Source organism: Nonomuraea sp. NPDC049028, assembly GCF_043197735.1.
Taxonomy (GTDB): Bacteria; Actinomycetota; Actinomycetes; order Streptosporangiales; family Streptosporangiaceae; genus Nonomuraea.
The window spans coordinates 304,897-329,099 of sequence record NZ_JBICTR010000014.1 but is presented as its reverse complement, the minus strand read 5'-3'; the positions used below and the strand labels follow the sequence as shown (position 1 = coordinate 329,099).

At 69.6% G+C, this 24,203-nt stretch carries 24 protein-coding genes and 1 pseudogene; 12 read left to right on the top strand and 13 right to left on the bottom strand.

What is annotated here, in order from left to right; translation table 11 throughout:
• Window positions 1-157: 157 nt before the first annotated feature.
• Window positions 158-805, top strand: a complete 648-nt coding sequence (locus ACGFJ2_RS47040; RefSeq protein WP_357952116.1) for a TetR/AcrR family transcriptional regulator — start codon at window positions 158-160, stop codon at window positions 803-805.
• Window positions 806-815: 10 nt separating this feature from the next.
• On the opposite strand, the gene ACGFJ2_RS47035 is transcribed toward ACGFJ2_RS47040, so the two are convergent.
• Window positions 816-1,010, bottom strand: a complete 195-nt coding sequence (locus ACGFJ2_RS47035; RefSeq protein WP_357952115.1) for a ferredoxin — start codon at window positions 1,008-1,010, stop codon at window positions 816-818.
• Between the two features lie 14 nt (window positions 1,011-1,024).
• A complete protein-coding gene (locus tag ACGFJ2_RS47030) occupies window positions 1,025-2,242 on the bottom strand; it encodes a cytochrome P450 (RefSeq protein WP_357952114.1) in 1,218 nt (405 codons plus the stop codon).
• Between the two features lie 218 nt (window positions 2,243-2,460).
• Between ACGFJ2_RS47030 and ACGFJ2_RS47025 the strand changes: the two genes are divergently transcribed.
• The 4 genes from ACGFJ2_RS47025 to ACGFJ2_RS47010 all read left to right on the top strand — a co-directional run bounded on the left by ACGFJ2_RS47025 (window position 2,461) and on the right by ACGFJ2_RS47010 (window position 4,387).
• Window positions 2,461-2,931: a hypothetical protein gene (locus ACGFJ2_RS47025; protein ID WP_357952113.1), complete on the top strand. Its 471-nt coding sequence runs from the start codon at window positions 2,461-2,463 to the stop codon at window positions 2,929-2,931.
• A gap of 89 nt (window positions 2,932-3,020) precedes the next feature.
• The gene (locus tag ACGFJ2_RS47020) at window positions 3,021-3,338 is read left to right on the top strand and encodes a hypothetical protein (RefSeq protein WP_357952112.1); all 318 of its coding nucleotides are present in this window, start codon (window positions 3,021-3,023) and stop codon (window positions 3,336-3,338) included.
• Between the two features lie 3 nt (window positions 3,339-3,341).
• Entirely contained in the window at window positions 3,342-3,635 is a 294-nt protein-coding gene (locus tag ACGFJ2_RS47015; RefSeq protein ID WP_393479730.1) for a hypothetical protein, read from the top strand.
• A gap of 101 nt (window positions 3,636-3,736) precedes the next feature.
• On the top strand, window positions 3,737-4,387 hold the full coding sequence (locus tag ACGFJ2_RS47010) for a hypothetical protein (protein WP_393479727.1): 651 nt from the start codon (window positions 3,737-3,739) through the stop codon (window positions 4,385-4,387).
• Between the two features lie 40 nt (window positions 4,388-4,427).
• Here the strand turns inward: ACGFJ2_RS47010 and ACGFJ2_RS47005 are convergent, their stop codons facing one another.
• The 4 genes from ACGFJ2_RS47005 to ACGFJ2_RS46990 form a co-directional block, all read right to left on the bottom strand.
• Window positions 4,428-4,754, bottom strand: coding sequence for an STAS domain-containing protein (locus tag ACGFJ2_RS47005; protein ID WP_357952109.1), 327 nt, complete (start codon window positions 4,752-4,754; stop codon window positions 4,428-4,430).
• A 205-nt stretch (window positions 4,755-4,959) separates the two neighbouring features.
• Complete coding sequence (locus ACGFJ2_RS47000) at window positions 4,960-5,853, bottom strand: carbohydrate ABC transporter permease (protein ID WP_358199759.1); 894 nt, start codon at window positions 5,851-5,853, stop codon at window positions 4,960-4,962.
• Window position 5,854: 1 nt separating this feature from the next.
• Window positions 5,855-6,781: a sugar ABC transporter permease gene (locus ACGFJ2_RS46995; RefSeq protein WP_357952107.1), complete on the bottom strand. Its 927-nt coding sequence runs from the start codon at window positions 6,779-6,781 to the stop codon at window positions 5,855-5,857.
• Complete coding sequence (locus tag ACGFJ2_RS46990) at window positions 6,778-8,115, bottom strand: extracellular solute-binding protein (RefSeq protein ID WP_357952106.1); 1,338 nt, start codon at window positions 8,113-8,115, stop codon at window positions 6,778-6,780. Before ACGFJ2_RS46990 ends, ACGFJ2_RS46995 begins: the two co-directional genes overlap by 4 nt.
• Window positions 8,116-8,392: 277 nt before the next feature.
• On the opposite strand from ACGFJ2_RS46990, the gene ACGFJ2_RS46985 reads away from it, so the two are divergent.
• Both ACGFJ2_RS46985 and ACGFJ2_RS46980 read left to right on the top strand, forming a co-directional pair.
• The gene (locus ACGFJ2_RS46985; RefSeq protein WP_393479723.1) at window positions 8,393-10,909 is read left to right on the top strand and encodes a glycoside hydrolase family 3 N-terminal domain-containing protein; all 2,517 of its coding nucleotides are present in this window, start codon (window positions 8,393-8,395) and stop codon (window positions 10,907-10,909) included.
• A complete protein-coding gene (locus tag ACGFJ2_RS46980) occupies window positions 10,893-11,933 on the top strand; it encodes a substrate-binding domain-containing protein (RefSeq protein ID WP_358199792.1) in 1,041 nt (346 codons plus the stop codon). The genes ACGFJ2_RS46985 and ACGFJ2_RS46980 overlap by 17 nt, the downstream gene beginning before the upstream one ends.
• A 43-nt stretch (window positions 11,934-11,976) precedes the next feature.
• Here ACGFJ2_RS46980 and ACGFJ2_RS46975 read toward each other — a convergent pair whose 3' ends face one another.
• Window positions 11,977-12,336, bottom strand: coding sequence for a helix-turn-helix domain-containing protein (locus tag ACGFJ2_RS46975; protein WP_357952103.1), 360 nt, complete (start codon window positions 12,334-12,336; stop codon window positions 11,977-11,979).
• An 82-nt stretch (window positions 12,337-12,418) separates the two neighbouring features.
• On the opposite strand from ACGFJ2_RS46975, the gene ACGFJ2_RS46970 reads away from it, so the two are divergent.
• Together ACGFJ2_RS46970 and ACGFJ2_RS46965 are read left to right on the top strand one after the other, a co-directional pair.
• Window positions 12,419-12,988: a carboxymuconolactone decarboxylase family protein gene (locus tag ACGFJ2_RS46970; protein ID WP_357952102.1), complete on the top strand. Its 570-nt coding sequence runs from the start codon at window positions 12,419-12,421 to the stop codon at window positions 12,986-12,988.
• Window positions 12,989-13,077: 89 nt separating this feature from the next.
• Window positions 13,078-13,512 (top strand): annotated as a pseudogene (locus tag ACGFJ2_RS46965) (GNAT family N-acetyltransferase); the annotation flags it as partial.
• 184 nt (window positions 13,513-13,696) lie between these two features.
• On the opposite strand, the gene ACGFJ2_RS46960 reads toward ACGFJ2_RS46965, so the two are convergent.
• Window positions 13,697-14,335 (bottom strand): TetR/AcrR family transcriptional regulator, encoded by a 639-nt coding sequence (locus ACGFJ2_RS46960; protein ID WP_393479718.1) that lies wholly within the window; start codon window positions 14,333-14,335, stop codon window positions 13,697-13,699.
• 88 nt (window positions 14,336-14,423) lie between these two features.
• On the opposite strand from ACGFJ2_RS46960, the gene ACGFJ2_RS46955 reads away from it, so the two are divergent.
• From ACGFJ2_RS46955 to ACGFJ2_RS46945, 3 genes are all read left to right on the top strand, one after another.
• On the top strand, window positions 14,424-15,260 hold the full coding sequence (locus ACGFJ2_RS46955; RefSeq protein ID WP_393479715.1) for an NmrA/HSCARG family protein: 837 nt from the start codon (window positions 14,424-14,426) through the stop codon (window positions 15,258-15,260).
• A 214-nt stretch (window positions 15,261-15,474) separates the two neighbouring features.
• Window positions 15,475-16,212: an SDR family oxidoreductase gene (locus tag ACGFJ2_RS46950; protein ID WP_358199859.1), complete on the top strand. Its 738-nt coding sequence runs from the start codon at window positions 15,475-15,477 to the stop codon at window positions 16,210-16,212.
• 127 nt (window positions 16,213-16,339) lie between these two features.
• Window positions 16,340-16,648: a MiAMP1 family antimicrobial peptide gene (locus ACGFJ2_RS46945; protein WP_225291077.1), complete on the top strand. Its 309-nt coding sequence runs from the start codon at window positions 16,340-16,342 to the stop codon at window positions 16,646-16,648.
• Between the two features lie 49 nt (window positions 16,649-16,697).
• On the opposite strand, the gene ACGFJ2_RS46940 is transcribed toward ACGFJ2_RS46945, so the two are convergent.
• From ACGFJ2_RS46940 to hisC, 5 genes are all read right to left on the bottom strand, one after another.
• Window positions 16,698-18,818: a beta-galactosidase gene (locus ACGFJ2_RS46940; RefSeq protein ID WP_393479711.1), complete on the bottom strand. Its 2,121-nt coding sequence runs from the start codon at window positions 18,816-18,818 to the stop codon at window positions 16,698-16,700.
• Window positions 18,749-20,461, bottom strand: coding sequence for an IS200/IS605 family accessory protein TnpB-related protein (locus ACGFJ2_RS46935; protein ID WP_393479708.1), 1,713 nt, complete (start codon window positions 20,459-20,461; stop codon window positions 18,749-18,751). Before ACGFJ2_RS46935 ends, ACGFJ2_RS46940 begins: the two co-directional genes overlap by 70 nt.
• Before the next feature lie 496 nt (window positions 20,462-20,957).
• Entirely contained in the window at window positions 20,958-21,989 is a 1,032-nt protein-coding gene (locus tag ACGFJ2_RS46930; RefSeq protein WP_357952093.1) for a LacI family DNA-binding transcriptional regulator, read from the bottom strand.
• Window positions 21,990-22,121: 132 nt separating this feature from the next.
• Window positions 22,122-22,940 (bottom strand): SDR family NAD(P)-dependent oxidoreductase, encoded by an 819-nt coding sequence (locus tag ACGFJ2_RS46925; RefSeq protein WP_393479704.1) that lies wholly within the window; start codon window positions 22,938-22,940, stop codon window positions 22,122-22,124.
• 189 nt (window positions 22,941-23,129) lie between these two features.
• Entirely contained in the window at window positions 23,130-24,185 is a 1,056-nt protein-coding gene (hisC, locus tag ACGFJ2_RS46920; RefSeq protein WP_393479702.1) for a histidinol-phosphate transaminase, read from the bottom strand.
• Between the last annotated feature and the right edge of the window lie 18 nt (window positions 24,186-24,203).

Genomic DNA, 24,203 nt, shown 5'->3' with positions numbered 1-24,203 from the left:
CCCCCTTGTGCGCCGCGCTCACGCCCGCACCCACTTTCGGGTACGCGAAGATCGCGCGGCGGCCATCCCAACCGTAAGGCGATCGCCTCAATAGAGTCAAGCAGTTGACTTAATCAAGGCGATCCCTCTACGGTGCTCCCACGACCGTGCGGAGGTAATGGTGACCACGACCAAGCCCGAGCGTGGCGGCGAGACCCGTGAGCTGCTCGTGACGACGGCCGAGCGGCTGTTCGCCGAGCACGGGGTGGCGGCGGTGTCCAACCGCCAGGTCAGCGAGGCGGCGGGGCAGGCCAACAACTCCGCGGTCGGCTACCACATCGGCACGAAGACCGATCTCGTACTCGCGATCGTCCGCCGGCACGCCGAGCCGATGGAGCGGCGGCGCGCCGAGATGCTCACGACGATCACGGATTCGGCCGGCCTGCACGAGTGGATCGCCTGCCTCGTACGCCCCGTCACCGAACACATAGCCGATCTGGGCACCCCGACCTGGTACGCCCGGTTCGCCGCCCAGGTCACCACCGACCCCGCCTTCCGCAAGCTCGTCACCGACGAGACGATCACGTCCTCGTCGCTGCGGCAGACCCTCGACGGGATCTCCCGGCTCGTACCCGACCTGCCCGAGCAGGTACGACAGGAGCGCAAGGACATGATCCGGCACCTGCTGGTGCACATGTGCGCCGAGCGGGAACGCGCGCTGCACGAGGGCACGGCCACCCCGCACGCGACCTGGGACGCCGCCGCGACGGGGATGATCGACGCGATCACCGGCCTGTGGCTGGCCCCGGTCAGCGCCACTCCCTGATGGGCGGATGTCACTCCAGGAGGCGGATGGCCGAGGCGGGGCAGCCCGCGGCCGCGACGCGCACCGCCTCATGCTGCTCCGGCGGGGGCGCCTCGACCAGCACGACGACGACACCGTCCTCCTCGCGCTGGTCGAAGACCTGGTCGGCGGTCATCACGCACATCCCGCTGGCGCAACACAGGTCCTGGTCGGCGATCACCTTCATGACGGACCCTCCAGCTACCACGTGACCCAGACGTCCTGCAGCCCGCCGGAGAGCCCTCCGGTACGGAGCTTGAGCTCGTCAGGGGCATCCCGCAGCCGCAGGCTCGGCAGCCGCTGGGCCAGCGTGCCCAGCACGACCTGAAGCTCCATCCTGGCCAGGGGCTGGCCGATGCAGAAGTGCGGCCCCGCGCCGAAGGTGAGGTGCTGGTTGGCCTGCCGGCGCGGGTCGAACCGCTCGGGGTCGGGGAACTTGCGCGGGTCCCGGTTGGCGGAGGGCGCGCTGGGGATCAGCGTCGTCCCCGCGGGCACCGTCACGCCGCTCAGCTCGACGTCCTCGGTGATGAACCTGGGCACGCCGATCGCCGAGAGCGTGCTGTCCATGCGGAGGACCTCCTCGACCGTGCCCTGGATCAGCTCGGGGTCGTCGATCACCGCCTCGAAGCGCTCCCGCTCGGAGAGCACCATCGCCGCCATGATGGCGATCATGTTCGACGTGGTCTCGTGCCCGGCCAGTAGCAGCCCGCGCACGGTGGCGATCAGCTCGGCGTGGCTGAGGCGGCCGTCCTCGCTGTCGGTGATCTGCGTCAGCTCGCTGAGCAGATCGTCGCCCGGGTTGGCCCGGTTGCGGTCGATCAGGTCGGAGACGTAGGCGTTGAACTCCTCGTACGCCTGGTCGACCTCCTCCTGGGTGTTACGCGTCAGGGTCAGCATGGTGCGTGACCAGTGGGCGAACTTGTCCTGGTCCTCGCTGGGCGCGCCGACCAGCGCGCAGATGACGCGCACCGGAAGCGGCAGTCCCAGCCCGGCCGACAGGTTCGCCGGGGAGCCCTTGGCCACGAGGCCGTCCACCAGGTCGTCGGTCATCGCCTGGATCCTGGGGCGCCACACCTCCATCCGCCGGACCGTGAACCAGCGGCTGAGCAGCCGCCGCCACCGCAGGTGCCCCTCCCCCTCGCTGATGTTCTCGCTGCCCATCCGGCGCCGGCTGAACAGGCCGCCGTCCTTCGTGGTGGACATGCGGGCGGCGCCCTCACGGGCGAGGTTGCGGCTGAACCGCGGGTCCGAGATCACCGCACGGGCGTCGTCGTACCGGGTCACCAGCCCGGCCACGTCGCCGCTGGGCAGCCGGACGTGCGCGACAGGGCACTGCTCGCGCAGCTCCGCCAGCTCCGCGGGCGGCTCCAGAGCCGTGGCCCGGGTGAAGGGATAGTCAGGAATCGCCTCAGCAGTCATCGTGCCCTCCAGTTCGGGAACCTGATCGCACTCACCTTAAGTCGGCTGCTTTATTAAGGCAACCTCCTTGAAATGGCCCTCGGATGCCCTTCTGGGCCGCCTTTGGTGCATAACGGGCTTGGCGGTCGGCGGGTGGTGCGGCTGACCGGCGACGGGCGACCGTCGGGCGCGGGGTCGTCGCGGAGCGTCGCGTGGGAGCTAGGCTCAATAGATCGGAAATGTGGGAGAGAAGGGACCCGATCATCGTCAACGACTACTTTCCCTCGTCCGAGGGCCCACGGCGATCGGCGCGCCGGCGCGTGACGGAGGCGGCGATCCTCAGCAGCCACGACCAGAGCCGGGCCGACATCGCCCAGTGGACCTGCCCGCACGGGCAGCACGCCGGGCACGGCTGCGTCACCTGCTACGAGGTCTCGGCCGACGCCGATCCGGCGTTGCCGTTGTGGGAGGTCGCGGTCTGGTTCACCTCGGCGCGGCCGATCCCGATCAGGACCCTGCACGACGTACACCGCCACGGCCGCCGCTTCGCGCTGGACCAGCCGTCGACCCCCCTGGTCTACCTGCTGAGCGGGCAGATACGCGCCGAACTGGGCGCGGAGGCGGTGGCGGGCATGGTCGGGTTCCTGCTGCAGAACCAGCACATCGTCGACGAGTTCATCGTCACGGAGATCCGCGCCGTCCACTCCTGACGCCCGAATGGGTAGGGGACTACTCAGGTGCGGCGCCCCATTCCTCCTCACTCTTGGCTTAACGGCACAACCAAGAGAGAGGGGGCGCGATGGCCGTCACTCGAATCGACTGGCATTGGTTCTCCGCCTGGGGAAACGGTTACCACACGGTCGATGTCAACCTTCCCCCGGCGCTGGTCGGCACGTCGGTCTCGCTGTACGGCGCGACCGGGGGCGGGACGCAGTACGCGGGGATCAAGCACTTCCGGCGCAGGCTCGACTCCGGCGCCGATCAGGACGTGGACTTCGGCGAGTGGCCCTCGTGGCCGCCGCTGGTCTTCGACCGCGTCAGCAGCGTCACTCTGGCGATCGCCACGGGCACGGATCAGACCGGCTGGCTGCTCGCGCGGCTCGACTTCTGGGGGTGAGAGATGGAATTCAGGTCAACGGGCGGCGGTCGGGTCGCCTACGTCAAGAGCTGCGTCCTGTATGACGCCGACGGCGTGATCCAGCACGTCCATCACGTCGTGGACATGGAGGGCGTCGAGGAGACGCCGGAGAGCGTGGTCGCCGAGCGGGCGCTCGCGCTGGCCAGGGATCGCGGGCTGGACTACGCCGCGCTGCGGGCGCTGCACGTGGACCCGTCGCTCATCAGCGGCCCGGTGCACATGCGGGTCGACACCTCCAGCGGGGCCCTGGTGACGGAGGAGTCTTCCGCCCTTTAGCCACGGTCCTGTTAGCCACGGTCCTGGCCGACCGGCGGCGCGCACCCGCTGCCAAGCCGGTGTCAATCTGCGTGCAAGCGGCTCTCGTTAGCGTCGCCGGTATGTCACAACGATGGTTATTCGGTGCCGGCGCGGCGACCGCGGTCGCCGCGCTGCTGGTCACATCCTCCCCGGCGGCGGCCGGTGCCGCCACCCAGAACACAGCGGCACCGGCGGCCACTCCGGCGAAGGTGTCCAACAAGCTGTTCCACGCGTGGCTGCGGCGCGACCGCGCGGCGGCCGCGAAGGTGGGCACCCCCGCGGCGGTGAATTCGATCTTCTCCTACGTCTACCGCGCGCCCGACGAGTTCGCGGGCTGCGCCGGCAACGCGTGCCGGTTCGTCCACACCAGCGTGCGGGTACCGGGCGGGCTCAACGGCCTGCTCATGATCGTCTCAGGCTCGAAGGTCACCCGGGTCTACCAGTCGCGCCACGTGACCAAGCCGGCGGTGGCCGCCAAGCAGCTGCTCACGGCGTGGCAGAAGGACGACCGCAACCTCGGCCTCGAGGTCGCCTCTCAGCAGGCGGTCGCCAGACTCTTCCGAGTCAAGTACGACCCCAAGGGCGTGACCTACTACTTCCAGGGCTGCACCAAGGAGCCGAAGGGCTACAGCTGCGCCTATTCCTACGACGGCGGCGCCCTGCTGATGCACCTCAAGGGCTCGGTCACTCGCGGGTACGACGTCCAGTCGATCGGCTACATCGCCGACTGACCGTTACCGATTTCCGATCACCTCAGGACGCGGGGACGGGTCACAGCATGATCGGCAGGCTGCGGTCCAGCCCGGACATGTGCAGGAGAGCGAGCATGAACGGGCGGGGCCCGGCCAGCGCGAGCGTGATGCCCTGGGCACGGGCGCGGTGCTGGATGCCGACCAGGATGCCCAGGCCGGTGGCGTCGCAGAACGACACCCCCGACAGGTCGATGATGAGCGTGCCGGTGCACGTCGTCAGGGCCGTCACGAGGTTCTGACGGAGCTCCTTGCTGGTGAAGATGTCGATCTCACCGCTCACCTGGATCGTGGTCGGAGCGGATGTTCCGCCGGCTCTGGGAAGCGGTATGGCGTGCGTGATGGTCATGATGATTCCCCCATCGAGGTCCGAGCTCAGCGTGCCCTGTCCAGATCTCTGGAGAAACCCGTGAGCGGTCGATCGCCGTGGGCGACGCTGACCTGGGTGCCAACGCACGAGATGTCCTCGGTGGGATGAGTTTATCGCATTTCCCGGTCAGTATTCGGAATGGTGTATTGGGCGATTCATTAACCAAAAGAGATATTCCACGCGATTATTTACTGAAGCCCGCCATCAGGCCACTGAGGAGCTGGCGCCGGCCCACCACGTACAGGGTCAGGATCGGCAGCGTGGTCAGGACAACCGAGGCGAGCACCGCCGGCACGTTGATGCTGTACTGGCCCTGGAAGGTCCACAGAGCCAGCGGCAGGGTCCGCTTGTCCGGGCTTTGCGTGAGGATCAGCGGCAGCAGGAAGTTGTTCCAGATCGTCAGCGCGTTGTAGATCGTCACCGTCACCACGGCCGGCCGGGACAGCGGGAAGGCCAGGCGCCAGAGCGTCCCCCATTCGGTGGCGCCGTCCATCCGCATCGACTCGAACAACTCCTTCGGGACGTCGCGGATGAAGTTGGACAGGACCAGCACCGACAGCGGGATCGCGAAGGCGATCGACGGCAGGATCATCGCCAGCAGGGTGTCGTAGAGGTGCAGCCGGATGATGATCAGGTAGATCGGGATGACCGTCGCCTGCAGCGGGATGGCCAGGCCCATGAGGAACAGGGAGTTGACCGACCGGATGAACCGGCGGGAGGAGGAGCCCCGGACGATCGCGTAGGCCGCCATGAAGGAGACGCCGACGGCAGGGATCACCGCGCCGACGGTGACGATGAGGCTGTTGACGAAGTACTGGATGAAGTCGGACTCGATGACCATGCGGTAGTTGGCCAGGGTCGGCTCGGTCGGCGGCGCCAGCGGGTTCATCGCGTAGTAGTTGCTCTGCGTCTTGAAGCTGGTGATGACGATCCAGTAGACGGGCACCACCACGACGACCAGCCAGAGCCACCCGGTCGCCCCGCCCAGCCAGTTCCAGTGCCGGGCGGGCGCGTCGCGTTCGTGCCGGGGCTTCTGGGCGCTGGTCCGCTCAGGGCGTGTTGTCAGGGTCGTCCCCATGTCAGGCCCCTTCCATCTGGCTGTGGTCGGCCTTGCCGCCGCCGAGCCGGCGCAGCAACAGCGACAGGGCGAGGCCCACGAGGACGAGGATGAGGGCGATCGCGCTGGCCGGGCCCATGAGGTTGGCCTGGAAGCCCCGCTTGTACATGTCCAGGGCGAGCACCCGGGTGGCGTCGCCCGGACCCCCGGCGGTCAGCACGAAGATCAGGTCGAAGAAGGTCAGCGAGCCGACGAGCACGAGGGTCGTGGACGTGATCATCGTGTACTTCAGCTGCGGCAGGGTGATGCTGAAGAACTTGCGCACCCGCCCGGCGCCGTCCAGCTCCGCGGCCTCGTACATCGACTTCGGGATCTGGCGTACGCCGCCCTGGTAGATCAGCGAGTGGAACGGGATGAACTGCCAGGACACCACGAAGACCACGACGCCGAGGGCGAGGCCGGGCCGGCCGAGCCAGTCCTGGCTGAGCAGCTCGATCTTCAGTCCGGCGCCGAGGCCGAAGTTCGGGTCGAGCAGCGCCTTGTAGGTGATGGCGATGGCCGCCGAGCTGAGCAGGAGCGGGATGAAGTACAGCACCGACAGCACCGCGCGGTAGCGCTGGGCCCCGGCCAGGAACACCCCGAGCAGGATGCTCGCCGGCGTCTGCACCAGCCAGGACAGCGCCATGATCAGGAACGTCACCCACAGCGCGTGCGGCAGGCCGGGGTCGGTGAGGACGGCGTGCCAGCTGGTGAAGCCCGAGAAGTGGATGTCGCCGATGCCGTCCCAGGTGGTGAAGCTGAGCGCGAGGACCCCGATCAGCGGGATCACCCCGAAGCCCACGAAGAACACCAGCGCCGGAACGGTCAGCCACGCGAGGGGGAGGTTGCGTCCCCCTCGCGCCCGGGCCGATGGCTGACCTGGTCCGGCGGAGGTCGGAATGGTGGTCACTTGCCGATGACCGCGTTCATGTTGGTGGTGAACTGCTGCGGTGAGATCGACAGCTGGAACAGCTTGGCGATGTTGTCGAGCAGCACCTCCGCCGCCGTGGGGCTGAGCGCCTGGTCCCAGGACTGGGCGAAGGTCTTGGCATTGCTGGCGATGCCGTAGACGAACTTCAGCCACTCCGCGTCCTTGGAGGAGGTGAACGCGCTGTCGGCGCCCTTGACGATCGGCACCGAGCCGGCCCCGACCCACGCCTTGATCTCCTCGTCCGAGAGCAACGAGGCGAAGAACTTCTTGGCGATCTCCTTCTGCTCCGGGGTCGCCTTGGAGGAGATCGACATGTACTGGCCGGGGTTGCCGACCGTGTCGCTGGGGTCGCCCTTACCGCCGTCGACCGGCGGGAAGTTCATGTAGCCGAGGCTGCCACCGGAGACGAAGTCGCCGCCGTCCTTGGACATGCTCCCGTACGTCCAGCCGCCGTGGAGCATCATCGCGGCCTTGCCGGTGTACAGCAGCGCCTGGTCGGCGTTGGAGTCCGCGGTGATCGAGGAGAAGCCCTTGATGAACCCGTTGGCCTTGATCAGCTCCTGCATCTTGGTCAGGGCGTCGATGGCGGCCGGGTTGGACCAGGCGTCCTTCTGACCGTCGAACACGGCCTGGAACACCTCGGAGCCGCCGATGCGGTCGAAGAGGAACTCCAGCCACATCATGTTCGTCCAGCGGGACTGCCCGCCGAGGGAGAACGGCGCGATGCCCTTGGCGTTGAACTTGGGCACCAGGTCCATGATGTCGCCCCAGGACTGGGGCGGCTGGGCGCCGATCTGCTCGAAGAGCTTCTTGTTGTAGTACAGGACGATCGGCTGCACGGTCTCGCACGGCATCGCGTAGATCTTGCCGTCCACCGTCGCGGCCCCGAACGAGGACGGGAACAACCGGTCCTTGACCGCCGCGTTCTGCCCGAACCACGAGGTGAGGTCCTCGACCTGGCCGGCCTGGACGTAGCTGCGCAGGCCGCCGCCGCCCCAGCCCCAGATGATGGTGGGCGCCTGGCCGGCCCCGATCGCCGTCTTGATCTTCGTCTTGAAGGCGTCGTTCTGGAAGGTCGTCCCGGCGATCTGGCCGTTGGGGTTGGCCTTGTTGAACCGCTCCATGGCGGCGGTGCGGATGCCTTCCTGCGGCTGCGTGGACAGGTACCAGTAGGTGGCCTTGGCGCCACCACCACCACTGCTGGCACCGGGTTTGGTGGGGCCGGAGCTGCCGCAGGCGGCGAGCGCGGCCCCCAGGGGCAGGCCCATCGAGAGGCTGAGGAAGGTGCGGCGAGACGTTGTCCTGGACTCCACGCTGATCTCCGTACTCGAATGCCGGGGGCGGGCCGCGGCTCGTTGATCATCGGATGCGGTGGCCGGCGGTCGTGGAGCAGCACCCCCCGATGCCTCTCCCCCAATCCGCCTTTTAAGTAGGTTCTCGAAACATTTGCGAAATGACCGCGCGGCCGTCAATCTAGATTTCGGCTGTTGACGTGTCAAGACCCAGGAACGCCCGGCAAGCACGACCCGTAAAGATCACTTGACGGCGCCGAAACATTGCGAAATATTGCGGCACTAAGGAGAGCAGCAGATGACGGCTGTAGATCGGCCCCTCGCGGCGGCGCGGGTTCTCCGCCCGTGGCAGGACCAGACGCTCCCCGTGGCCGAACGGGTCGACGCCCTCCTTGCCGAGATGACCCTGGAGGAGAAGGTCGGCCAGCTCGGCAGCCGGTGGGTGGGCAATGACAGCCGGCCGGCCGACCAGCCCGATCCGGACCCGGACGTGACCCTCAATGTGGCGCCGATGCAGGACGTGTTCGCCGCGTCCGGGACCATCCCGTTGGAGGAGGCGAGCCGCCACGGGCTCGGTCACCTGACCCGCGTCTTCGGCAGCGGACCGGTCACCGCCGCCGAGGGTGCGGCGGAGGTGGTCCGCCTGCAGAGCTTGGTCGTCGAACGGTCCCGGCTCGGCATTCCGGCGCTGGTCCATGAGGAGTGCCTGACCGGGTTCACGACGTACGGCGCGACCGTCTACCCCGCCGCCATCGCGTGGGGTGCCACGTTCGACCCCGGCCTCGTGGAGCGGATGGCCACCGCCATCGGACGGGACATGCGCGCCGTGGGCGTGCACCAGGGCCTGTCCCCTGTGCTGGACGTCGTGCGCGACTACCGCTGGGGCAGGGTCGAGGAGACGATGGGCGAGGATCCCTATCTCGTCTCGATGCTCGGCGCCGCCTACGTCCGCGGCCTGGAGAGCGCCGGGATCATCGCCACGCTCAAGCACTTCGCCGGCTACTCCGCCGCGCGGGCGGCCCGCAACCACGGTCCCGTCCCGATGGGCCGCCGCGAACTGATGGACATGATCCTGCCGCCCTTCGAGACCGCCATCGCCGAGGGCGGCGCGCGCTCGGTGATGAACTCCTACTCCGACGTGGACGGCGTCCCGGCCGCGGCCGACTCCTGGCTGCTGACCGACCTGCTGCGCGAGGAGTGGGGATTCACCGGGACCGTCGTCTCGGACTACTGGGCCGTGCCGTTCCTGGCGACCATGCACGAGGTCGCCGCCGACACCGACGAGGCCGGCGTCCTGGCGCTCAGCGCGGGCATCGACGTCGAGCTGCCCGACACCCTCGGTTTCGGCCCGCACCTGGTGGAGCGGGTACGCCGGGGCGAGCTGCCCGAAGCCCTGGTGGAGCGGGCGGCGCGCCGCCTGCTCACCCAGAAGGTCCAGCTGGGGCTGCTCGACCAGGACTGGACGCCCGAGGGCTCAGTGTCCGCGGGGGCCACGGTGGACCTGGACTCGCCGGACAACCGGGCGCTGGCCCGCGAGATGGCCGAGCGGTCCATCGTCCTGCTCGACGGCGGTACCGCGCTGCCCCTGCGCGCGGAGGAGCTGCGCCGCGTCGCGGTCGTCGGGCCCGCCGCGGCCGAGCCGCGCGCCTTCATGGGCTGCTACGCCTTCCCCAACCACGTCCTGCCCCGCCACCCCGGCCTCGGGCTCGGCCTCGAGGCGCCCAGCGTCCTCGACGCCCTGCGGACCGAGCTGCCGGACACCGAGATCGTCCACGCACCCGGCTGCGACGTGCGAGGCGAGGACCGATCCGGCTTCGCCGCCGCGACGGCCGCGGCCCGCGCGGCGGACCTGTGCGTGGCCGTCGTGGGCGACCTCGCGGGCCTGTTCGGGCAGGGGACCTCGGGCGAGGGCTGCGACGCCGAGGACCTGCGGCTGCCCGGGGTGCAGGAGGACCTGCTGGCCGAGCTCGCCGCCACGGGGACGCCGGTCGTCGTGGTCGTCGTCTCGGGCCGTCCGTACGCGCTGGGCGAGGTGCACGCCGGGGCCGCCGCGCTCGTCCAGGCGTTCATGCCCGGTGAGGAGGGCGCGGCGGCCATCGCCGGGGTGCTGTCCGGCCGGGTACAGCCAGGCGGCAGGCTGCCCGTACAGATTCCCCGCCGGCCGGGCGGGCAGCCGGGCACCTATCTGCAGCCGCCGCTGGGCCTCAACAGTCACGGCATCAGCAACCTCGATCCCACTCCGCTGTTCCCCTTCGGCTACGGCACCTCCTACACCTCCTTCGAGGTCGGCGACCTGCTCATCAGCGACGCCGAGGTGCCCACGGACGGGGAGTTCACGGTGTCGGTCCGCGTCCGCAACACCGGTGGCCGGGCGGGCGAGGAGGTCGTCCAGCTGTACCTGCACGACGTGCTCGCCCAGGTCACCCGGCCGGTGCGGCAGCTGGCCGGGTTCGCGCGGGTCCGGTTGGAGGCGGGTACGAGTGCGTGCGTACGCTTTCACGTACACGCTGACCGGACCGCCTTCACCGGCCGTGACCTGCGGCGGATCGTCGAGCCCGGGGACGTCGAGGTGCTCGTCGGCACCTCCGCCGCCGACCTGCCGTGCCGCGGCGTCGTCCGGCTGACCGGCCCGCTGCGGGTCGTCGGTCGCGACCGGCGGCTCGTCACGCCCGTGGACGTGGACCCCGTCGCCGGGAAACCCGTCACCGGGGAACCCGTCGCTGGGGACCCCGTCGCCGGGGAACCCGTCGCCGGGGAACCCGTCACAGGGAAAGTCGCAGGGAAACAGGAGGGCAGAGATGCCGGTCAGTCCTAGGCGGGCCACGCTGGCCACCGTGGCGGCCTCGGCCGGCGTGTCCGTCGCGACCGTCTCCAAGGTGCTCAACGGCCGCAGCGACGTCGCGCCGGCGACCCGCTCCCTGGTGCAGTCTTTGCTGCAGCAGCACGACTACGTCGCGCCGTCACCGCGCCGGACCGAGGCGACCGGGGTCGGCACGATCGAGGTGCAGTTCGATACGGATCTGACCGCGTACTCCGCCGAGATCATCCAAGGCGCGGTCGAGGCCGGGGCCGAAGTCGGCATCGGGGTCGTCATCAGCATCCGCAGGGGCAGGGAGCGTACCCCCGGGTGGGTCCGCTCCCTGATCTCCGCCGGTCGGCGGGCGCTGATCGCCGTGACCAGCGAGCTGACCTCGGCACAACTGACCGCCCTGTCCCGGGCCCACTTGCCGCTGGTCGTGATCGACCCGCTGAACCTGCCCAGCGTCCGCGTGACCAGCATCGGGTCGACCAACTTCACGGGCGGCTTCGCCGCGACCCAGCACCTGCTCTCCCTCGGGCACCGGCGCATCGCCTACCTCGGCGGCCCGGCGTCCGCGGCCTGCAACCAGGCCCGCCTGCACGGCTACCGCGCCGCCATGGAGGCCGAGGGAGTGCCCGTGCCGCCCGCCTATGTACAGACGGGGCACTTCCACTACCCGGACGGCATGGTCACCGGCGCGGCGGTGCTCGACCTGGCCCAGGCTCCGACGGCGATCTTCGCGGCCAACGACGAGATGGCCCTGGGCGTCATGGAGGCCGCCCGGGCGCGCGGCCTGCGCATCCCCGAGGACCTCAGTGTCGTGGGCTTCGACGACACCCAGCTCGCCCCGATGGCCTCACCCCCGCTGACCACCGTCCGCCAGCCACTGCGCGAGATGGGCGGCGTCGCCCTGCGCACGGCGCTGCGCCTGGCGGCCGGCGAGAAGATCGACTCCCACCACGTGGAACTCGCCACCGAACTGATCGTCCGCGGCTCGACCGCTCCGGCATCGCCCGCCTCCAGCGCCTTGGCCCCCTGAGGCACGGTCCCGCCGCCGCCCGTCCGAGCCTCAGGCGGCCAGGTCAGTGGGGCTGTTCAGGTGAGCGTGCGTGGATGGTCTCGGCCCAGGTGTCGGCCCAGACGTTGAGCTCCCGAAGTGCGGGGCCAAGCGACGCCCCTACGACGGTCAGCGTGTAGCCCGCCTGGCTGGGAGCGACCAGTTCGGCGGTCGTCAGTTCGTCGAGGCGCTGGTACAGGACGCTAGAGGAAAGCCCTTCGCAGCGGGCGAGCAGAGGGCGCGCGCCGAGCGGGCCGTCTCGCAACTCCCAGATGATCCGCAGCGCCCAGCGTCGGCTCAGCAGGTCCATGGCGGCCATCAGCGGCCGGCCGGTCGCGGAGCCGCGAACGGGCCGGCCAGGAAGCGGAGTCCGATTCGTCGACATACCCCTCCTTGCGTTTCGATTTCCGAAACATTAGCATCGGGGCGTTCCGTTTCGATTTCCGAAACACTCAGAGGGAGGGTGGATGCCGCGCATAGCTCTGGTGGAACCGCCGTACGAGCCCGAAGTCGGGGCGCAGTTGGAGAGCATGATGCCGGCGGGTGTCCCGCCGATCGGGCTGTTCCGGATGTTCGCCCGCAATCTTCCGATGACCGGTGCGATGCACGGATGGGGCCGTTACGAGTTGGGCCGTCAGCTGACGCTGACCATGCGGGAGCGGGAGATCACGATCGCCCGTACGTGTGCGCGGTGCCGCTGCGAGTACGAGTGGGGCGTCCATGTGTCGATGTTCGCCGAGCGGGTCGGGCTGACCACCGCGCAGATCGTCTCGGTGACGCACGGGACGCACAGCGATCCGTGCTGGGAGTCTCCGCGAGAACGCCTGCTGATCGAGGCCGTCGACGCCCTGCACGACAGCTGCGACATCGACGACGCACTGTGGGCCCGGCTCGCGGAGGTCATGGACGACGGCCAACTCCTCGACCTCCTCATGCTCTGCGGCTGGTACCACGCGATCAGCTTCGCCGCCACGGCGGCACGCGTGCCCCACGAGCCACACGCCCCACGGTTCGCCGACTTCGCTCCCGCGAGCTGAGAAACCTCCCGAGGCAGGCAGGCAGGCAGGCAGGCAGGCAGGCAATTATTCAGTGGCGCGACCCGTACGGGTCGGCGAAGACTCGCCGTATGCGGGAGAGCTGGAGATTGTCCGACGGCACGGTCACCCTCTCCCCCTTGTGCCTGGATGACATCGACGCCCACCTGGCCGGGGAAGACGACCAACTGGTGCGCTGGCTCAACGGAGGACCAGGGACCCGGGCCACGGTCGAGACGCACATACGCCGATGTCTGGAGCAGTGGGCGGCCGGTGGGCCCGTCCGTACGTTCGGGATACATTCAGCGGGAATCCTCGCGGGGACGATCGACGTGCAGTTCGACCAGCCGTATCTGGTCCCCGGGCAGGTCAATCTCGCCTACGGGCTCTACCCGGCCTGGCGCGGCCGTGGCATCGCCACCCGCGCGGTGGGGCTGGCCTGCCTGCACGCGGCAGCCGCCGGGGCGACCCAAGCGGTCATCAGGGTGGATCCGGAGAACACCGCCTCGGCGGCGGTGGCCGGCCGAGCCGGCTTCACCTACCTGAGAACGCGGCGCGACCTGGACCGCCGCCTCCGACGTCGACATCGACCACCTGGTATCTGTGCCCGCCGCGCAGATGTGATCGGAAGCTCCTGGTCGAGGCGTGAGCAACATATCGCCGGCAAGTGCCGACATCAAGAGCGCCTACCGTCGTCAGAGGTTGCGCTCATCAGGTATCCCACAGGGCCTGGTAGCGCTGCACGCTGGGTGGTTTGCCGGGCAGCGGGCCGGTGTTGTGGGCTTTCAAGCCGTCCAGGGCGATGGCCAGCAGCCGGGAGCGGATCTCTTCTTCGCCGTGCCCGGGCAGGTGCGGGGCTGTGCGGCTGAACTGGCCGATGAGCAGGGAGATGTCCATGGTGGACACGTCCGTGCGAAGCACTCCTGCGCGGTGAGTGCGGGCGATGAGTTCGTCGGCCAGGTGCTGGGCTCGCTGGTTGGCGCGCCGCATCTCGGGCGTGACCTCGATGGCGCCGGCCAGCGGGGCCAGGATGCCGAAGCCGAAGGCCACGCATTGCTGGATGTAGGAGGCCAGTCCCTGCCAGGGGTCCTCGTGAGCCAGGCCGTCCTGGGCGGCGCCCGCGACGCGTTCCATCGAGTCGACGCACAACCGTTGGAGGAGTTCTTCCTTGGTGCGGTAGCGGCGGTACAGGCTGCCCATGCCCACGCCCGCATGCTCGGCGACGGCTGATACGGGCGCATCGAATCCCTGAGTGGTGAACACGTGGCGGGCGGCCTCGATCAGCGCGTGGTCGTTGCGGGCCGCCAAGGCCTGCGGGCCTCGCTTGCGGCGAGTCACGGGGTCGGACATGGACCACAGGATACCGATTGCGGAGCGCTTCGCTCCGAGTTACATTACCCGGAGCAAAACGCTCCGAGTAAGAGGCGGTTATCTGACCATGTCTGCTTCCCGTGTTGTTCTCGTCACTGGCGCGACCGGCAACCAGGGCGGAGCCACCGCCCGCGAGCTGCTGGTTCGCGGCTGGGCCGTCCGCGCGCTCGTCCGTGATCCGCGTAAGCCCGCAGCGCAAGCGCTGCGCGAGCAGGGCGCGGAGCTGGTCCAGGGCGAGTTCGACGACCCCGGTTCCTTGCGCGAGGCGATGAGCGGCGTGTACGGCGTGTTCAGCGTCCAGGCGCTGGCCTACGAGCCCGAGACCTTGGCCGCCGAGGTCCGCCATGGCAAGACCGTGGCCGACATCGCCCGCGACAGCGGCGTCGCTCACCTGGTCTACAGCTCCGTGGGCGGCGCCGAACGCGAGACCGGCATCGACCACTTCGAAAGTAAGGCCGAGATCGAGCAGCACGTCCTGACCCTCGGCGTGCCCGCCACCATCCTGCGGCCGGTGTTCTTCATGAACAACCTTCTCCACTACGCCAACGCCGTGGGCGAGCGGCTCCTGGCGTTGCCGGTTAAGCCGGACAAGCCGATGCAGCTCATCGCCACCGACGACATCGGGGTCTTCGCCGCTGACGCCTTCGACAATCCCGCACGGTTCATCGGCCGGCAGATCGAACTTGCCGGCGACGAGCTCACTTTCCCCGAGGTCGCGGAGATCTATGAGCGCGTCACCGGCACTCCGACCAGGTTCGAGGCACTGCCGATCGATGAGCGCATGTTCGAGTGGTTCGCTGAAGAGGGTTACCGGGCCGATATCGTGGCTTTGCGCCGTCGGCATCCGGAACTGCTGACGTTCGAGCAGTTCCTCACCCGGCGACTGAGCGCTAGCCGATCCTGACCTACGCTGGGCTCAAGCCCCTGCGACAGAGCATGCTCGCCTCCTGCTGACTCCCAGCCCAACGGCACAACGCCTTCGAGGAAGCGGAGGCGTTGTGCCTTCTCCTGCGGATCCACCCCGCAGCTTGGTTGTCCGGCGACCCGCACTAGCGTGTCTGGACGGCGTACCGCCGGAAATCTGTTGGGAAACGAGGTCAATCGTGGACAGTCGAGGCGTGCTCGTAACCGGATCGTCGCGTGGGATCGGCCGTGAGATCGCCAAGATCTTCGCCGGCGGCGGCGACCGGGTCGCGATCCACCACCGGGACTCCCCCCGCGAGGCGGAGGAGGTCAGATCCGCGCTCGACGGCGATGGCCACGCCGTCGTCCAGGGAGACATAGCGGATCCGGAGGCCGTCGCCGCGTTCGTCTCGGCGGCGATCGACGCCCTCGACGGCATCGACGTGCTCGTGAACAACGCCGCCGTCTACCTCTTCCACGATCCGCTGACCGTGGACTACGCCTCCTGGCAGCGAATCTGGCGCCGGACCGTCGAGGTGGACCTGCTCGGCGCCGCGAACGTCTCCTGGTGCGTGGCCCGGCACATGGTGGAGCGCGGCCGCGGCGGGCGCATCGTCAACGTCGCCTCCCGCGGCGCCTACCGGGGAGAGCCGCAGGCGCCGGGATACGCCGCCGCCAAGGCCGGCCTGACCGCGATGGGTCAGTCGCTGGCCATCGCGCTCGCCCCGCACCGCATCGCGGTCTCCTCGGTGGCGCCGGGTTTCGTGGAGACCGACATGGCGGCCGCCATTCTGACCGAGGAGAACCGGGCCGGCGTCGAGGCGCAGAGCCCGTTCGGCCGGATCGCCCAGCCGCAGGAGGTCGCGGCGGCGGTGCGCTATCTCGCCTCGGCCGAGGCGGAGTTCGTCAGTGGTACGGTGCTCGACCTCAACGGCGCCTCGTACCTGCGCTGAACCCGTGGCGGTGGCGACCACAGCCTGTCGTCACAGTAAGTGTCTTCTCGGCTACTTTCCGTACATGATGGAGGGCGTCCTACGGCGAGCCAGGCTCGCCCAGCGGAAACTTGCACCAAGGAGCAGTGTGAAGAGAATCCTCCTCGTACCCGCCCTGACCGCCGGAATCATCGCCCTCACCGCCAGTGCCGCCTACGCCTCGCAGTACATCGCCTACGAAGGCCGGGGCTTCACCGGCAGGTCCGTCGTCCTCGACGCGTGCGGGGTGTCCAACATCCCCTTCCACGGGTCCTACAAGTGGTACGGCGACGGCCAGTCCGGGCGCATGTACAACCAGCCCAACGCGCAGGGCGTGATGCATTTCGAGCTGCCCTCCAACCGCAACGCGGAGCAGCGGACGCCGGTCGGCTGGCAGAGCATCTTCATCGTGTGCTGAGCTGAGCGAACTACGGGGGGCGTCCGCACGGCGGGCGCCCCCCGTGGCGTCAGCTCTCCACGAGGATCCGCACGTCCCAGGGTCCGAGCGTCAGCTCCCCGCCGGCCTCGTGGTCACTTCCATCGAGTACGTCCCGCACCGCCACAGGCAGCCGGACCGCGACCGGATCCCACGACCAGTTGTGCACAAAGCGGACCTTCCGCCCGTCCCGGGAGGTGGCGCCCGTGGACGTCACGCTCGCGGCCCCGAACCGCCAGCCCGACGACTCGGCCGGGACAATCCAGTCGAACAGGGCGCGGGCCAGGACGGTGTCCGGCACGGTCCCCACGTAGGTGATCCGCCCCTCGCCGTGGGCGCGGCTGGTGACGGCGGGCCACCGGCCGTAGTGCGGGTGCTCGTAGCGGGCGAGCACCCGCGCCGTCTCCACCCGCACCTCGCCCGCCCAGCGCTCGCCATCCACCCGTACCCCGTCCGCCCAGCGCGTGGCCGCCGCGCCGGGCGGAAGCGCCAGCGGCGAGCCCTCGGGCGCGTGGACCGGGAGGTCGGCGTCCAGATTGGCGAACTCCTCGTACGAGATGCCGGCGGGCTCCGCGAGGCGGCCCGGCATGACGTCCGTACGAGCCCGCGCCTCCAGGTCGCCGTAGCCGGTGCGCGGTCCGAGCACCAGGTGCCCTCCGGCGGCGGCGTAGGCGGCGAGCCAGTCGAGCGTGGCGTCGTCGGCGATGTAGAGCGCGGGGACGACCAGGACGGGATGCCGGCCGGCGGCGTCCGCCGCCTCCTGCTCGGTGAGCTGCCCGGTGTGCATGATCCGCACCTGGAGGCCCGCGTCGAAGGCGCCTCGGTAGAACGGGTCGAAGATGCCCTCGTACGAGCGCCGGTCCGGCCCGCTCTGGCCGTCGGCGAGCGGCGGGTAGAACTCCAGCGCCCACTTGCTCGGCGCGGAGTAGAGCATCGTGATGTCGGCGTCCGGCGTGAGCCCCGCGATCAGGTCCCCGGCGCTCCTGAGCTCGGCTCCGATGCGCGCGATCTCCTGGTAGACGCGCCCCGGCCGGCCGCTGTGCGGCAGGATGCCACCCCAGTACGTCTCGGCACCGAAGTGCAGCGTGTGCCAGTGCCAGTACTCGATCATGCCGGCCCCGCGCGACACCAGGGCGTAGGCCGCCTGGCGCCACTGCCCGTCGTAGGCGGGGCGGTTCATCCAGGGGGCGCCGATCGCCTGCGCGTTGGTCTCGGTGACGAGGAAGGGCTCCTGGCGGGAGGAGTACATCCGGTCGGCGCTGTGGTAGAGCGCCCAGGTCCCGCTGGTCGTCCAGCCCTGCGGGCCGGCGCCGGTGTCGGGCAGGGCCAGGCCGTCCTGCATCGCGTAGTACGGGTTACCGGCGGTGACGTCCAGGTGGCGGGTCAGCCGGTCGTCGGCCAAGGCGGGCCGGTTGTAGGAGATGCAGGTGGTGACGAACTGCCCGGGCCGCGAGTACTCCCGCACGATGCCGGCCTGCCAGTCGATGAACTCGGCGGTCTGGTCGGCCTGGAAGCGGCGCCAGGCCAGGTCGTACTGGGCCTGGAGGTTGCCGTCGGGAGTCCACAGGTCTGCCCAGGTGGACAGGCGGTGCGACCAGTAGACCAGGCCCCATTCACGGTTCAGCGTCTCGACGTCGCCGTAGAGGCGGCGCAGATGGTCTACGAAGCGCTGGAAGAGGCCGTGGTTGTGGAGCAGTTCCAGGCCCGGTTCGTTGTCCACCTGGAAGCCGATGACCGCCGGGTGATCGGCGTAGCGGGCGACGATCTCCCGGATCACCCGCTCGGCGTGGAAGCGGAAGGCGGGGTGGGTGAAGTCGACCTCCTGCCTGGCCCCCCACGGGATGCGCTCGCCGGTCCGCCGCTCCCCGGCGATCTCGGGGTACTGGCGGGCCAGCCACGGGGGCACGGCGTACGTCGGGGTGCCCAGTACGACGTGGATGCCGCGCTCGTGCGCGCCGTCGAGCACCGGCCGCAGCCAGTCCAGCTCGAACCGGCCGTTCTCCGGCTCCCAGGTGGACCAGACGGACTCGCCCACGCGGATGACCGAGAAGCCCGCCCCGGCCATCAGGTCGAGGTCGGTCTTCAACCGCTCGTACGGCTGGTACTCGTGGTAGTAGGCGGCGCCGAAGAGCACCTGCTCGGGTAGCAACACGTTCTCCCATCCGGGTCATTGCTTGACCGTTCCTGAACAGTGAACGTGAGTTGCACTGGCGTGCCCCGAACGGTGTTGGGCGTGCTGGTTGCCCGCGTTCTGGCCGTATCCGGGCCCGGCGCATCGTGTGCGTGGTCCGGTGTGCGGTGGCGGGTTTCCTCACACCCGGCGGCACACGGTTCGGCCTGGACGCTCCGATGCCCCGCACGATCGCTCTGGTCGTGCGGGGGCGGTGGCGTCCGCCGCCGGATCGGGTGCTGCTGGGCGCGTCGTGCGATCGCCACGGCGGCGGCGTCGTGGCGGCTGGTCCGGCGTGTCCGGCTGGTCAGAGGGTTCTGCCAGTGCTGGGCCCCCCACCGGGAGGTGTAAGCGGGATCCACCGCGACGACGCTGATCCCGGCCGTCTGGGCCATGCTGGTGAGCCGGGCTTTCAGCTTGCCGGTGGGCATGCCGGAGATGAGCCGCCGAAACCGCTTGTTGCGGCCGTGCTTCTCGCGGGTCGCCTCCTGCGCGAAGTCCAGGTCTTCGATGGCGATCGCCATCACCTGGCACCCCCGGGCCCAGTGCAGCAGGCGCGTCAGGGCGTGCCGGACCTGGGCGTCGCGGTGACCTGCGCCGCCGGACAGGTCGTAGCCGAAGCGGCGCGGGTTGCCGATCGGGTTGCCGTGCACGTCCAGCCGCCAGGCGGCCAGGTGATCGGCGTTGGTGTCCACCCCGATCACCCCGCCGGCCAGCGCTGCCTGGAGTGGGATGATCGGGGTCGGCTGATGCTGCCAGGAGGCGGTCAGATACCAGCGGCCACGCGCCACCTCCAGGTGGATGCGGTAGGCGACGGCCCGGTCGGCGTCGATGCGGTCGGCCCATTCCTGTCTGCGGTGCGCGAAGCGCACCCGCGCGGCGAGCACGTAGCGGCCGTGCCCGACGTTGGCCAGGTGAGCCAGCGGGGCCGGGAGTTTGATGCTGACCTGGCCGTCGGGGGTGAGGCGGATGGTTTCGTTGCCGTAGCGTTTGCCCGACTCTCCATCGGCTTGCAGGAACCACCGCTCGGCCTGCCACCGCTCGCGCCATTCGGCCTCGGTGAGCTGAGCGGCGGCCAGGTGGTGACGGCTGTTGAGCAGTCGCTTGCCGCCCCGCACGATGTGCACCCGCCCGGCCTCGTAGTCGGCCCGCTCGCGTTGCAGCCGGTCGGTCAGCACGTGCAGGCGGCGGGTTTTGGCATGCCACTCCCGCCTGCTGCGGTAACCACCCGGCGCCTTCTTCGAACCCTTCGCGCCGATCGGCTGAGACAGCCGATGCGCGATCACCGCGATACCCGACTCAAGCGTGCGGATGTGGGCCAGATGGCAGCGGCGGGCCAGCGCCCACTGATCATGGCTGGCCTTGGTGATCGCCCCCGCCCACCGTGACGACGACAGCGGCGTCAACTCCCGCTTACGCTCCGCCCACGCCTGAGCCGAATGCTCCAGCCCAGCACGACAACGCACAGCCAAATCCCGCGACGCCAGCACACCCAGATACGCCCCCACCCGGCGCAACACCAGCTCATCGCGCGCCGTCAAACCCTTGAGCCGGTCACGGACAGCCACCCCGCACGGCCCGGCAGCCACGAACGACGCAGCGATCGGCCGCAACCGCTCAGCCATGACCGGTCGCCCCCATCGCCATACGGGCCGGCAAACCCATCGGCCAGCGACCACAATGGCAGCCGCAGCGGCGGGCGCACCACGCGATCGGCACCTCCACGCCATCACCTCACCGACACACCAGGATCACCCGCGACCCACTGCAGACCTTCGCTTACAGTGACCGTTAGGCTACCAGAAGTTTACCGCTGAGTCGAACATGTGAGCGACACATCCGCCACCCAACACCCACACCACAAGCGCACCTCGTCCACACAACCGGCGCAGGCGCTCAGGGCCAGGCTCAGCCCGGCCAGTACGGGGAGCCACCGCTTGTTGATGATCATTGCTAGACTCATTTCTCGTGTGTTGAGCACAAGGAGCCGGACGTCGCAGGTCCGAGCTCCGAGCAGGCCGAAGCCGGGGGGTCGGCGAAACGGTCGCCCCGGCTTCGGTCATGTCAGCGGCGCGCCGTCGCAGAGCGCGCACGCTGTGAAGGGGTCAGGGTGTCAGCCGGTCACCTCGATTCCGGGGGCGCGGTCGAGCCGCGCGGGATGAGTTCGGCCGGTGGTTCCTCCAGCACCGCCGGGCCCGTGGCCCCCTCGATCCGCTCCACCAGCAGCTGAAGGCCGCGGACCGCGGCGCCCTCGAAGTCGCTGTGGATGGTGGTCAGGGGCGGGACCAGGTAGGCGGCGTGCGGCGAGTCGTCGAAGCCGACGAGGCTGACGTCCTCCGGCACGCGCAGCCCGGCCTCGCTGAACGCCCGCATGACGCCTATCGCCATGTCGTCGTTGGCGACGAACACGGCGGTCACATCGCCGGCCGCGACCAGCTCGACGCCGGCGGTGTAGCCCGACGCGGGATACCAGTCGCCCTCCAGGACCGGCGGCTCGGGCACGCCGGCCGCGGCCAGCGCTTCGCGCCAGCCGGCCAGCCGGTCACGCGCGGCCCACCAGCGCTGCGGCCCCGCGACATGCCAGACGGTGGCATGGCCCAGGGACAGCAGGTGTTCGGTGGCCGCGCGTCCGGCGGCGACGCCGCCACCGCTGATGAACACGCCGTTGTCGGCGTACGGCGGGCTCAGCTGGTTGAAGCTCAGGACCGGCACGTCCGGGTCCAGGGCCAGGTCCTGTCCCTCGTCTATGGGCTCCGACAGCACGATGCCGTCCACGCCCTGGCTGATCAGCGAGTCGATGGCGGCGCTGATGCCGCCCGGCTCGCCTTCGAGGGTGCACACGATGCTGAGTGAGTAACCGGTCCTGCGGGCCGCTCGCTCCAGCGCGACCAGCGTCGCGGCGGGGCCGTACAGGGTGCTGCCGAGCGAGACGACCCCGATGCGGTGGAATCGGCCCTTGATGAGCGCCCGCGCGGCCGTGTTGGGGCGGTAGCCGAGCTCTCGCGCGGCCTGCAGCACGCGCTCGCGCAGGTGCTCGCGGACGTTGGGTTCGCCGTTGATCACCCGGGAGACGGTCTTCTGCGACACTCCGGCCAGCCGCGCGACGTCCATGCTGCCGGCCGGGCGGCGGGGGCCGCGACCTGTATCGCGCATGGGTCACGCTCCGGGAGCTGTTGACTACGTAGTCAGGAGTCTCCGGTAACTCCACTCCCACGTCAACGGCTTGTTACCGGAACGTTGCCACTTCAGCGCTCAGCATGTGGCGCTGCCTTCAAGGGCACGCGATCACGGCGAGACGTCGAGGTCCTGGGCGCGGTGCAACCCCGTGGCCCGGTTCACGCGCCCGGTCAACCTCGTGACCGTGGTGCGGGGCAACGCGCGGGAGAGCCAGGTCGCCGGTCTGTTGATCGCCCGCCCGGGGTAGGAGTTGACGGCGCCCTTGGCGAAGGCGTCGAGGGTCTTGACCGCGACATCCTCCGGCGCGTCGGTGAACGCCGGATTCATGGTGGCGGAGGTGGCGTCGAAGAATGCCGTGGCGGTGGCTCCGGGGTGGGCCGCCATGACCCGCACCCCGGTGCCGCGCAGCTCCTCGGCCAGCGCCTCGGTGAACGACAGCACGAACGCTTTCGTCGCCGCGTAACTGGCCTGGTACGGCATCGGCTGGAAGGCGGCCGTGGAGGCCACGTTGATGATTCCGCCGCGCCCCCTCTCCGCCATGCGGTTGCCGAGTACGTGAGTCAGGCTCATCAGGGCGATGGCGTTCAGTTCGACGGAGTCGACGTTGCGCCGCAGCGAGGAGCTCAGAAACGGGCCGATGGCGCCCGCGCCCGCGTTGTTGACCAGAAGATCGATGGTGCGGCCCTGTCGGTCGAGTTCCGAGGTCAGACGTGCCACCCCGTCGGGATCGGCGAGATCGGCCACTTCGGCCGTTACGTCGACCCCGTGCTCCTGCTGGATCTCGTCGGCGACCCGGCGCAGCGCGTCGCCGGAGCGGGCCACGAGTACGAGATCGGCCCCTCGTCGGGCGAGTTCACGGGCGTACGCCACGCCGAGACCCTTCGAGGCGCCGGTGACGAGCGCGGTGATGCCTGCGTACCTGTACATGGGCGTATCGCTTCCTCGTGCTCGGTGTCGCCATTTACTTCGAACCTCAAAGCAAGGAACAAAGTAACAGCTTCGAGCCTCGAAGCAAACTGCGAGCCTCAGGGCGCGACGGATCAGCCGCTCGAGCCGGTGGTGCCGGCCGACCGGCTGTTCTGCGACGCGCCCAACCTTGTCAATCAGCTGGATGGGCTAGGTGAAGGCCGGTCTCCAGGTCTCGGCCAGGGTGAGGAAGGCCGAGTTCTCCTCCGGCAGTCCCATGGTGACGCGGACGCCTTCTCCGGAGAAGGCGCGGACGATGACCCCGTTGGCGAGGCAGTGGTCGGCGAAGGCCGTGCTGTCCTGGCCGAGCGGCAGCCACACGAAGTTCGCCTGGGAGGCGGGCAGGTCATAGCCGAGGGCCCGGAGCTCACGAGTGACGCGCTCGCGCTGCTCGACCGTGCGGGCGACCCGCCTGGCGACCTCCTCGTGCTCCTGGAGCGCGGCGACCGCCGCCTCTTGGGCGAGCGCGCTGACGCTGAACGGCGTCTGCGTCTTGCGTACTTGCGCGATGATCTCGGGCGCGCCGACGCAATAACCGATCCGCAGCCCCGCCAGCGCGTACGCCTTGGAGAAGGTTCTGAGGACGACGACGTTCGGCCGGTCGCCGAAGAGCGCGAGCGCGTCCGGTACGACGGACGGATCGGCATATTCGTGGTAGGCCTCGTCGACGACGATCAGCACGTGCTCGGGCACCCGGTCGACGAAGGCGCGCAGGGCGCTCTCGCCGACGGGCGTCGAGGTCGGGTTGTTGGGGTTGCAGACGAAGACCAGCCGGGTCCGGTCGGTGATGGCCGCCGCCATGGCCTGAAGGTCCTGGACGTGGTCGCGCAGCGGCACCGGTACGGCCGTTCCGCCCGCCACCGCGGTCAGGATGGGGTACGCCTCGAACGACCGCCAGCCGAAGACGACCTCACTGCCCGGCGCCGACACCGTGTGCAGCAGTTGCCCGCAGACTTCGGAGGAGCCCGCTCCCACGGCGACGCGGTCGGTGGTCACGCCGTGGTGGTCGGCGAGCGCCTGGAGCAGGCGGCCGGCGCCCATGTCCGGGTAACGGGACAGGCCGCCGGTCAGCCGGGCGAGCCGGGCGGCGACGCTGGGCAGCAGACCGTACGGACATTCGTTACTGGCCAGGACGACGGCTCCGGGCACCTTGCGTCCCGGCACGTAGGACTGGAGTCCGATCAGGGACGGGCGTACATGGACCACGTGGGTCTCACTTCCTTT

What these genes read in the sequence shown, in the direction of transcription:
- ACGFJ2_RS47040 (WP_357952116.1), top strand. Translation starts at nt 158, where the DNA reads ATGGTGACCACGACCAAGCCCGAGCGTGGCGGCGAGACCCGTGAGCTG.
- ACGFJ2_RS47035 (WP_357952115.1), bottom strand. Translation starts at nt 1,010, where the DNA reads ATGAAGGTGATCGCCGACCAGGACCTGTGTTGCGCCAGCGGGATGTGC.
- ACGFJ2_RS47030 (WP_357952114.1), bottom strand. Translation starts at nt 2,242, where the DNA reads ATGACTGCTGAGGCGATTCCTGACTATCCCTTCACCCGGGCCACGGCT.
- ACGFJ2_RS47025 (WP_357952113.1), top strand. Translation starts at nt 2,461, where the DNA reads ATGTGGGAGAGAAGGGACCCGATCATCGTCAACGACTACTTTCCCTCG.
- ACGFJ2_RS47020 (WP_357952112.1), top strand. Translation starts at nt 3,021, where the DNA reads ATGGCCGTCACTCGAATCGACTGGCATTGGTTCTCCGCCTGGGGAAAC.
- ACGFJ2_RS47015 (WP_393479730.1), top strand. Translation starts at nt 3,342, where the DNA reads ATGGAATTCAGGTCAACGGGCGGCGGTCGGGTCGCCTACGTCAAGAGC.
- ACGFJ2_RS47010 (WP_393479727.1), top strand. Translation starts at nt 3,737, where the DNA reads ATGTCACAACGATGGTTATTCGGTGCCGGCGCGGCGACCGCGGTCGCC.
- ACGFJ2_RS47005 (WP_357952109.1), bottom strand. Translation starts at nt 4,754, where the DNA reads ATGACCATCACGCACGCCATACCGCTTCCCAGAGCCGGCGGAACATCC.
- ACGFJ2_RS47000 (WP_358199759.1), bottom strand. Translation starts at nt 5,853, where the DNA reads ATGGGGACGACCCTGACAACACGCCCTGAGCGGACCAGCGCCCAGAAG.
- ACGFJ2_RS46985 (WP_393479723.1), top strand. Translation starts at nt 8,393, where the DNA reads ATGACGGCTGTAGATCGGCCCCTCGCGGCGGCGCGGGTTCTCCGCCCG.
- ACGFJ2_RS46980 (WP_358199792.1), top strand. Translation starts at nt 10,893, where the DNA reads ATGCCGGTCAGTCCTAGGCGGGCCACGCTGGCCACCGTGGCGGCCTCG.
- ACGFJ2_RS46975 (WP_357952103.1), bottom strand. Translation starts at nt 12,336, where the DNA reads ATGTCGACGAATCGGACTCCGCTTCCTGGCCGGCCCGTTCGCGGCTCC.
- ACGFJ2_RS46970 (WP_357952102.1), top strand. Translation starts at nt 12,419, where the DNA reads ATGCCGCGCATAGCTCTGGTGGAACCGCCGTACGAGCCCGAAGTCGGG.
- ACGFJ2_RS46960 (WP_393479718.1), bottom strand. Translation starts at nt 14,335, where the DNA reads ATGTCCGACCCCGTGACTCGCCGCAAGCGAGGCCCGCAGGCCTTGGCG.
- ACGFJ2_RS46955 (WP_393479715.1), top strand. Translation starts at nt 14,424, where the DNA reads ATGTCTGCTTCCCGTGTTGTTCTCGTCACTGGCGCGACCGGCAACCAG.
- ACGFJ2_RS46935 (WP_393479708.1), bottom strand. Translation starts at nt 20,461, where the DNA reads ATGGCTGAGCGGTTGCGGCCGATCGCTGCGTCGTTCGTGGCTGCCGGG.
- ACGFJ2_RS46930 (WP_357952093.1), bottom strand. Translation starts at nt 21,989, where the DNA reads ATGCGCGATACAGGTCGCGGCCCCCGCCGCCCGGCCGGCAGCATGGAC.
- ACGFJ2_RS46925 (WP_393479704.1), bottom strand. Translation starts at nt 22,940, where the DNA reads ATGTACAGGTACGCAGGCATCACCGCGCTCGTCACCGGCGCCTCGAAG.